This window comes from Caulobacter sp., assembly GCF_049283275.1.
Classification (GTDB): domain Bacteria; phylum Pseudomonadota; class Alphaproteobacteria; order Caulobacterales; family Caulobacteraceae; genus Caulobacter.
Map to the genome: position 1 here is coordinate 1 of NZ_JBAPVS010000357.1, position 6,301 is coordinate 6,301.

General features: G+C 66.9%; 5 protein-coding genes. 2 read left to right on the forward strand and 3 right to left on the reverse strand.

Features of this window, described 5'->3' with window-relative positions:
- Nucleotides 1-71: 71 nt before the first annotated feature.
- On the forward strand, nucleotides 72-1,109 hold the full coding sequence (locus tag WAL33_RS20285; protein WP_422183680.1) for an oxidoreductase: 1,038 nt from the start codon (nucleotides 72-74) through the stop codon (nucleotides 1,107-1,109).
- Entirely contained in the window at nucleotides 1,106-1,573 is a 468-nt protein-coding gene (locus tag WAL33_RS20290) for a heme-degrading domain-containing protein (RefSeq protein WP_422183682.1), read from the forward strand. The genes WAL33_RS20285 and WAL33_RS20290 overlap by 4 nt, the downstream gene beginning before the upstream one ends.
- Before the next feature lie 122 nt (nucleotides 1,574-1,695).
- On the opposite strand, the gene WAL33_RS20295 is transcribed toward WAL33_RS20290, so the two are convergent.
- The 3 genes from WAL33_RS20295 to WAL33_RS20305 form a co-directional block, all read right to left on the reverse strand.
- Nucleotides 1,696-2,910: a hypothetical protein gene (locus WAL33_RS20295; RefSeq protein ID WP_422183683.1), complete on the reverse strand. Its 1,215-nt coding sequence runs from the start codon at nucleotides 2,908-2,910 to the stop codon at nucleotides 1,696-1,698.
- A gap of 1,065 nt (nucleotides 2,911-3,975) precedes the next feature.
- Entirely contained in the window at nucleotides 3,976-5,082 is a 1,107-nt protein-coding gene (locus WAL33_RS20300) for a PfkB family carbohydrate kinase (RefSeq protein ID WP_422183685.1), read from the reverse strand.
- A gap of 6 nt (nucleotides 5,083-5,088) precedes the next feature.
- Nucleotides 5,089-5,763, reverse strand: coding sequence for a bifunctional 4-hydroxy-2-oxoglutarate aldolase/2-dehydro-3-deoxy-phosphogluconate aldolase (locus WAL33_RS20305; RefSeq protein WP_422183687.1), 675 nt, complete (start codon nucleotides 5,761-5,763; stop codon nucleotides 5,089-5,091).
- Nucleotides 5,764-6,301 lie beyond the last annotated feature (538 nt).

Genomic DNA, 6,301 nt, shown 5'->3' on the forward strand with positions numbered 1-6,301 from the left:
ACCCCCACCCAACCCTCCCCCATCAAGGGGGAGGGCTTTTGATGACGTCGACGCGTGGTACAAACTCGCCCATGTCTTCCCCCCTCCCCTTCAAGGTCGCCCTGGCCGGCTACGGCTTCGTCGGCAAGGCCTTCCACGCGCCGCTGATCGTCGCCACGCCCGGCCTGCTGCTGCACACCGTGGTCTCCAGCGACCCCGCCAAGGTCCTGGCCGACCATCCGGGCATGAAGGTCGCGCCCGACCTGGACGCCGCCCTGGCCGATCCCGAGATCGACCTGGTGGTGATCGCCACCCCCGACCCTCTGCACGCCCAACAGGCCCACGCGGCCCTGGACGCCGGCAAGGCCGTGGTCATCGACAAGCCGTTCGCGGTCACCCTGGACGAGGCGCGCGCCGTCGCCGACCACGCCCAGCGCGCCGGCAAGCTGCTGAGCGTCTTCCACAACCGCCGCTGGGACAGCGACTTCCTGACCCTCAAGGCCCTGATCGCCGACGGGTCGCTGGGCGAGATCGTGCAGTACGAAAGCCATTTCGACCGCTTCCGCCCGGCCGTCCGCGACCGCTGGCGCGAGAAGCCCGGGGCCGGGGCCCTGCTGGACCTGGGTCCGCACCTGATCGACCAGGCCTTGCAGCTGTTCGGCCCGCCCCTGGCCGTCTATGCCGACCTCGCGGCCCAGAAGGACGGCGGCCAGGCCCCGGACTATTTCCACCTGGTGCTGCGTTATCCCCGCCTGCGGGTGCTGCTGCACGCCAGCCAGATGACCATCGACTCCCGCCTGCGGATGGCCGTGCACGGGACCAAGGGCAGCTTCCACAAGGAAGGCCTGGACGACCAGGAGAACGCCCTGAAGGCCGGGATCATCCCCGGCTCCGAAGGCTGGGGCGCCGATCCGCGTCCTGGGACCCTGACTGTCCCAAACGGCGAAGCCACGACCAGCCGCGTCGTCGAGGGCATGCCCGGCGACTACCTGGCCTATTACGCCGCCATCCGCGACGCCCTGTCGGGCCACGGCGCCAATCCCGTCCCGCCGGATGAGGCTCTGGCCGTGATGGCGCTGATCGAGGTGGCCCAGCGCAGCGCCGCCGAAGGCCGCGAGCTATCGCTGTGACCGACGCGGAGCTGCTGGCCGCCATCGCCGCCCAGGAAAAGGCCCTGGTGTTCCCGCGCTTCACGCTGGAGACCGCCTGGACCCTGGGAACCGCCCTGCGCGACGCCGCCGTGGCCCGCAATGCGCCGGTGGCCATCGACATCAGCCTGCGCGAGCGCCCGCTGTTCCACGCCGCCCTGCCGGGCGCGGGCCCCGACAACGCCGACTGGGTGCGTCGCAAACGCAACACCGTCCTGACCCTGGCCGCCAGCACCCTGGCCGTGGGCCTGAAGTTGAAGGCCTCGGGCGAGACCCTGGAGGAACGCTACGGCCTGTCGCCCCGCGATCACGCGGCCCACGGCGGCGGCTTTCCGCTGACCCTGCAGGGCCTGGGCTGCATCGGCGCGATCACCGTTTCGGGCCTGCCCCAGGTGGAGGACCACGCCCTGGTGGTCGAGGTGCTGGAGCGGGTGCTGGGAGGCTGAGCCCCGCCCCTTGATCGCGAAGGTGATGGACGGGTTTGCGGGCAGCCGTGGATATCTGCTTTCGACCCTTCTCGGACGTTCGCTAGGTCCGCTTCGGGGCGTGAACCACGAGGGCCTGAGGTTCATATCCAGAACGGCTTCCACTCAGTCTTCTGGCTGGGGCGGTCGGAATACATGGTCCGCGCTTCGCTCAGGTCATCAAGCGTCCGGTTGTCGACATGGGCGAATGCGGCCTCCATCGCCGCATCCCGGCCGGCCGCCCAGTCCGCGAATCGCAGCGGGACCAGGACGTCGGGCATGGTCCAGATGCGCTTGTCCAAGGGGTGAGAGTCGAACCAGGGGAGGGTCGAGACATACGCCGGGAACCCGTCGGCCTGGAACGGCATGGCATCGCCGTAGTGGTTAGGCGCACCGCCGCTGGGTTCGCCCACGAATACCGCCCAGGTCTCCCGCTCAATCCGCGAGGTCAGGTTCTGGGCTGCAGAAAAGGTCTTCCCGCTGGTGAGTACGTAAAGGCCGCCGGGCCGGTTGAACCGGGACCGTTCGAGGTGCCTCCTCAGGCCCTCGCCCATGAGGTTGCTGCCGCCGTCGTTACGGCGCAGGTCCAGCACGACACGTTCGATCTCAGGGGTTTCCGTCGCCGCAAAGGCGTCGCGCACGAAAGCCAAGATCGAGTCGCGCTTGTCGCTCAGGCGATCGAAGGCGATGACCAGCACCTTGCCGTCTGCATGGACGAAGTTGGCCTGGGCGCCCGGCCGCCAGGTCTCGACCGGCCAGAGCTTGCGTGAAAGTGCGACCAGCGCATCGCCGCCATCCGGACGCGGCGTCAGCGCGACCTTGACGACTGACCCCTCGACCTCCGCTTCGAGGGTGACCGGCGCTGACGCGGCTGCCGGCCCGGCCAGTCGTGCCCCTCGCAGGACCGCAGGCTTCAGGGCGAGGCCCGCGTGGTGATAGGCCCCGGCGGCGTTGTTGGCAGGCCATACGGCTGCGAAGGCGCGCAGGACCTGCTCGACGGCGACCCCGTCGACCCGCACGATCCGGCCGCCCAGCAACGCCGCGCCCTCCGCCTTGGCGGCGGTGACGTAGAGGCCGTCGAAGAAGGGGCTGGCTGTGATCGGCAGGTCAAGGTCGAAGCCTGGGAGCTTGACCATATAAGTGTAGATGGTCGTGTGTCCGTCGCGGAACCAAGCCAACCGAGCCATGAGACCCATGACCCAGGCCTCCGTCGTCAGGTCATCCGCTTCGGCCGCGAGCCTGTCCCAACCCGACCGCCACGCCGGATCCGCAGCGGCTTCCCATCCGCGCGGGTGGGTCGTCTCGGCATACTTTTGCAATCGACGAGCCTCCGCGCGCCGGAGTGCAGGGACTGGGGCCGCCGCCAGCGCTGCTGGAGCCGCCAGGCTGCCGGATAACAGAAGGGAGAAATCACGCCGTGTGATCATTTGATAAGTCTAAGCACGAGCGACTTTGGCGCGATACTTAAGGTTCGTTAACCAGCAACGGCCGCCTTCAGGACGAAGGCCAATGACAACTTTCCACCCATAGCGGCTCCTCAAAGCGTCAGCTTTACGGCTGAAGGCTCATCCCGCGTGGCTTGCTCGCACCTGCCCCGGCCAATGCCTCTGGAAGCACAGGCTATTCGCTCTAAGAAACTTATCCCCATCGCTCCCGGTGTGTTTCCCCAACAAATTCAACGCCGAAAATCCACTTATCCTCCCCCTCTCACGGCGCCGTATAATCAGACCATCTCGAGGCGATGGGGAGGGCGCGCGGCCAGCGACCTTCGCGGCCTTGGGGTGCGGTCGAGCGGGTAACGCCGCCGACGGTTCTTTCGGGGACCAAACCTCGCGTCCGCGAGATGCTCGCCGAGCCCGGAACACGGAAACGGTCGGGCGTGAGGGTCGATGGCGTTGCAGGCGTGCGGGGACGCGCGCGTTCCGGGACCAGGCTTCGTTGGCCTGGCCCGCCCGCCGGGGGCTTCAAGCCGGCAAGGCCTCAACAGGGCCGACCGTCGGCGCGCTCCTGCGATAACGACCGCGCGGAGCGTCGGACTGTGTCGAAACGGTATTTCTCTACAAAGCTTCCGGGCCCAGCCCGGCGCTCCGCATCCCTCCCCGACCCTTCAGCGGCTTTCCGCGTGAGGCGGCCAAGCTGTGTCTTCAGGCCTACACCGGAGATCCCATGCCTCGACGCCGAACCCGCCGTCTCGCCGCCAAGTCCCCCGCACGCGATACAGAATGGACGCCGCGGCGCCTCGCCCATCTGCGTCGCAAGCTCCTCAAGAAATTAGCTGCCTTCGTAGGCAGCCTGGAGTTCAAACTGGCCCTCGAACGTGAACAGCAAAAAGCCCCCGGCCTTGCGACCGGGGGCTCTGCTTGTTCAGCCAACGAGAGCGAAGACTAGCGGATGACCCGCGCGCCCTTGCCCTTCATCACGGCCTCGACCTCTTCCTTGCGCACCATCGAGGTGTCGCCCGGGGTGGTCATGGCCAGGGCGCCGTGAGCCGCGCCGTACTCGACGGCGGCCTGGGGGCCCTTGCCTTCCATGAAGCCGAAGGCCAGGCCCGAGGCGAAGCCGTCGCCGCCGCCGACGCGGTCATAGATCTCGAGGTTCTCGCGCATCATCGAGGCGTAGAACTCGCCGCCGGCGTACAGGATCGCCGACCAGTCGTTGACCGAGGCGGTCTTGGCGTTGCGCAGGGTGGTGGCGGCGACCTTGAAGTTGGGGAACTCCTTGACCGCCGTCTGGATCATCTTCTTGAAGTTGGCCGGATCGATCGAGCTGATGTGCTCGTCCAGGCCTTCGACCTCAAAGCCCAGGCAGGCGGTGAAGTCTTCTTCGTTGCCGATCATCACGTCCACGTACTTGGCGATGTGGCGGTTGACCTTCTGGGCCCCTTCCTTGCCGCCCTGCGACTTCCACAGGCTGGCGCGGTAGTTGAGGTCGTAGGAGATCACGGTGCCGTACTTGCGGGCCACTTCGACCGCTTCGATCACGGCTTCGGCGGTGTTGCTGGCCAGGGCCGCGAAGATGCCGCCGGTGTGGAACCAGCGCACGCCTTCTTCGCCGAACAGCTTTTCCCAGTTCACTTCGCCGGGACGGATCTGCGAGGCGGCCGAGTGACCCCGGTCGCTGCAGCCCAGGGCCGGGCGAACGCCGAAGCCCTTCTCGGTGAAGTTCAGGCCGACGCGGGTGTTGCGGCCCAGGCCGTCGAAGTCGCGCCAGATGACATGCGAGGTGTCGACGCCGCCCTGCATCATCAGATCCTCGACCAGCCAGCCCAGGTCGTTCACCGGCAGGGCGGTGACGGCGGTCGAGCGCTTGCCCCAGCACTTCCTGAAGGCGCGGGCGACGTTGTATTCGCCGCCGCCTTCCCAGACGTTGAACTGGCGAGCGTTGCGAACCCGGCCGAAGCCCGGGTCGAAGCGCAGCATCACTTCACCGAAGGAAGCGCAGTCCCACTTCGTTTCCGAAGCCGGGCGGATGTTGAGGATGTTGTCGGTCATTGGTCTTTAGGCCTTCCCACGAACCTTCTTGATCAGATCCACCGTCTCGCGGACCTTCTTGGTGATGCCGGCGTAGTCGCCCGCATCGAGCAGCTCTTGCGTGATGAGCTTGGAGCCCATGCCGGCGGCGACGATGCCCGCGCCGAACCACTTCTTGACCGAGGCTTCGTCGGGATCGACGCCGCCGGTCGGCATGATGCGGGTCCAGGGCATCGGGCCCAGCACCGCCTTGACGAAATCGGGGCCGCCGACCGACGAACCCGGGAACACCTTGACGATCTCGCAGCCCAGCTCTTCGGCGTACGAGATCTCCGAGGCCGAGCCGCAGCCGGGCGAATACGGGATCTTGCGGCGGTTGCAGACCTTGGCGACGTCGGCGTTGAGGATCGGGCCGACCACGAACTTGGCGCCGTTGGCGATGTAGATGCCGGCGGTCGGCGCGTCGACGATCGAGCCCACGCCCATGATCACGCGCGGATCGGCCGAGGCGAAGTGACGGGTCACGTCGTAGAAGACGTGGCTGGCGAAGTCGCCGCGGTTGGTGAACTCGATGCAGGGCGCGCCGCCGTCGGCGCAGGCCTGGATCACCTTCTTACAGACCTCGGCGTCGGGGTGATAGAAGACCGGGATGACGCCCTGGTCCATCATCGCCGTCAGCACGGCCATACGGTCTTTCACCATCAGTACTGCTCCTCAAAGGATCGATCTTGCGTGCGGCCTTGTGGGCGGGCCTCGGCGTGGAAGATTTCGCCGCGTTCGGCGCTGGGCGACCGTTTAGACCGCGTCGCGGGCGGACGCCACACCAGAGGCTCCCCCGACGTCAATTCGCGTGTCCGTTCGCGTGCTGATGGGCGTGATTGTCGTCCTTTGTTTCCATCCCGCCGGGCGGTCCGACCGTGTCGGTTCCGCGCCGCCTACCCCCACGGCTTCCTTCAGGAAGATTGGGGCTCTCAAAATAAAGGGCGCCGAGACACACTCGACGCCCTGAAAGTTTGCGCAGGAGCGAACTCAGAAAGAGCCGCGGACGCCCAGGACCGGCAGGCCGGTCCAAAACGTCCCTGATACCGGTGTCATTGCGGCCAAGCCACTTTGCCACCGGTGTCATTTTGGAATCTACTCCGAAGCGACGCCTTGCGCAAGCGGTGTCAAAACGTCGTTTTCCGTTTTGACGGCGGTGATGAAAAAGCGGACCGGGGACATGCCCTTGCGGCGTGTCCCC